Genomic DNA, 2,726 nt, shown 5'->3' with positions numbered 1-2,726 from the left:
CCGAGACAACTTTTTCCCGGTTCACGGCAGAAGCGGCGGGCGGGGCCGCGCGCACGAACAGGCCCCGAGCAGGTGACTCATCGGCTCCCGGGGCCGGGCCCAGGGCGATTGCGCCATGATGGGTAATTTGGCATGATTGGGCAGACGCGTTTTCGCCGTTTGTTGCGAAGCAACGAGGGTGGAGAAGATCGCGCGAGCCAGGAATCCATGCCATGTCGAAGCCCAAGTCGGTTCGGATCGCAGACCACTTTGCGGAACTCACGGATCCGCGGCGTCGTGAGGTGATTTATCCTCTGATCAATGTGGTGGTCATTGCAGTCTGCGCGGTGATCTGTGGTGCGGATGATTTCGTCGCCATTGCCCGGTTTGGGACAACCAAGCGTGAGTGGCTGGCTCGGTTTCTGGACTTGGAGACCGGCATTCCGTCGCACGATCGTTTCAATGCGATCTTCGCCGCCATCAAACCGGCAGAGTTCGAGAAGTGTTTGCTGAGTTGGATCACGGCCCTGCACGAAATCACCGATGGGCAGGTGATCGCCATCGACGGGAAGACGCTCCGCCGCAGCTTCGATGCGGCTGACAGCAAGGCGGCCATTCACATGGTCAGTGCTTGGGCGACCGCGAATCATATTAGCTTGGGACAAGTCGTCGTCGACGCCAAGAGCAACGAGATCACGGCCATTCCGAAACTGCTGGAAATGCTCGAGTTGTCGGGAGCTATGGTCACCATCGACGCGATGGGTTGTCAGACCGAGATCGCGCGGCAAATCGTCGCGGCGGGCGCGGATTATTGCCTGGCCGTGAAGGATAACCAGCCAACGTTACATCAGGGGATCATCAACTTCTTCGAGAAGCATGTGGATGACGACTTCGCAGACATCCGGATGCGTTGCCACATGACCAACGAAGAAGGGCACGGCCGCAAGGAGGCCCGGTACTACATGATTTGTCCTGTTCCCGAGGACTTGCCGGACCGTGCGCGTTGGACCAGTCTGAAGGCGATTGGAGTAGCCATCAGCGACACTCAGCGGGATGGAAAGAAGGTCGGGCAGAACCGTTACTACATCCTGAGCAAATTCATCTCGGCCCGTCGATTCGCCGACGCGGTGCGCGGCCACTGGAGTATCGAGAACCGTCTGCATTGGCAGCTCGATGTCACCTTTCAGGAAGACCAATGCCGCATCCGCCAAGGCCACGCGGATGCGAACTTCAGCATCCTCCGCCGCGCCGCGCTGAGCCTACTGAAGAACGAAACCGCGCTGAAGGTCGGCATCAAGAACAAACGCCTCACCGCCGGCTGGGACGAGAGCTATCTCCAGAAAGTGCTGCTTGGAACATGATTTAAGGTGCAATCGCCCTGGGGGATCACCCAGGGCCAGCGCACACTAACATGTTGATCCAGTAACGACTTCCATCAAGAAGGCATCGCTCCAGCCGCAGCTACGGCGTTTCATGACCAGGCTCTGGCGGCCGGGATGCTGCTTCAGGAGCGACAACGCAAGCCGGTTCAGCCACGCGAAGTTCTCGCGCAGATGCTGCTCGCGGAGCCGAGACTCGTCCTCGCGAAACGTCATGTCCAGACTCCAGTGACAGCTGTTCTCGATACCCCAGTGCCCCCGAACAGCGCGGGCGAACCGTTTCACGCCCATGGCCAGACTGCTGATGTAGTAGCGGACTTCGATGGTCTCCTTGCCGTCACGAAGGCAACGGGACGTCACCACTCCGATCGACTTCAGCCCCTTCCACAGCGTGAATCCCGGCAGGCTCTTGGGGGCTGGGAGTTGGAGATAAGTTCGCATCTCCTCACGCCCATGACCCTTTTCGGTTGTCACATGCTCACAAGCATCCCCTAACTCCCCATCGAGTTGTTCGTCGATATGATCGATGATCACCTGATGCAGCGTTTCCTGGTTCCCCTTCAGCGCCAAGACATAGTCGCCCTCGCGCTCGATGATCTGCGCCGCGATCGCCTTCTGGGTCCCCATCGCGTCGATGGTGATGATTGCCCCTTTGATGTCCACCAGCCTCAGCAGCTCGGGAATGGCCGTGATTTCGTTCGATTTCTCGGCGCAGGCCACCTGCCCCAGCGACAGGCCGAACTCGCTGGCCCAGACGCTTACCGAATGCAAGGCGCCCAGGCCGTTCTTGCGATCGTGGCTCCGCCGTGCCGTCTTGCCGTCCACCGCCAGAACGGGTTGCTCCACGCCGGTCGCCGTGGCCGCTGTTGCACGCAACGACTTCAACCAGTTCACAAAACAGGCTTGAAAGGCACCCGGGCGCAGCGCCATCAGTACGCGACGAAAGACATCCTTACGCGGAATCCCGTTCGGCAAGTTCAGCGCGTTCAAAAGGAACTCTTCTTTCAAAGCAGCCCACCTGCCAATCGCAGTTGGCCCGCTCGCACCGGCCAGCACCGCCATCAAAGCGATGACGACCACACTGACCAACGGATGTTGCAGATTGACGGTGGAGCGAGGATCCTCCAACTCCGCAAAATGCAGTACGACCTCATCCAAAGAGATACGCTGAATGTCCGCCATCGTTCGCTCTCCGTGAGCCGCCGTGAATGTAGCCACACAGAGAACGTTATACAAACAATCTGCCCAAGGCGCAAGCGTTACAGATTACCCAATTTACTCAGAGTGCGCGCTGGCCCTGGCTTCGGCTATCGAAGCCCTAGGGCACTTGAAGGGCAAAACTCATAGTGTTTGAGTCAAGTTTTGCGT

Annotated in this window: 2 protein-coding genes; one reads left to right on the top strand and one right to left on the bottom strand. The window is 58.9% G+C overall.

What is annotated here, in order from left to right:
- Positions 1-212: 212 nt before the first annotated feature.
- On the top strand, positions 213-1,340 hold the full coding sequence (locus VEG30_16155) for an ISAs1 family transposase (protein ID HXZ81462.1): 1,128 nt from the start codon (positions 213-215) through the stop codon (positions 1,338-1,340).
- Between the two features lie 45 nt (positions 1,341-1,385).
- Here the strand turns inward: VEG30_16155 and VEG30_16150 are convergent, their stop codons facing one another.
- Positions 1,386-2,540 (bottom strand): ISAs1 family transposase, encoded by a 1,155-nt coding sequence (locus VEG30_16150; protein ID HXZ81461.1) that lies wholly within the window; start codon positions 2,538-2,540, stop codon positions 1,386-1,388.
- Positions 2,541-2,726: the final 186 nt, after the last annotated feature.

The sequence above is a fragment of the Terriglobales bacterium genome, assembly GCA_035624455.1.
Lineage (GTDB): Bacteria > Acidobacteriota > Terriglobia > Terriglobales > Acidobacteriaceae > DASPRM01.
This window is presented reverse-complemented; position numbering and strand designations above follow the sequence as displayed.

What these genes read in the sequence shown, in the direction of transcription:
- VEG30_16155 (HXZ81462.1), top strand. Translation starts at nt 213, where the DNA reads ATGTCGAAGCCCAAGTCGGTTCGGATCGCAGACCACTTTGCGGAACTC.
- VEG30_16150 (HXZ81461.1), bottom strand. Translation starts at nt 2,540, where the DNA reads ATGGCGGACATTCAGCGTATCTCTTTGGATGAGGTCGTACTGCATTTT.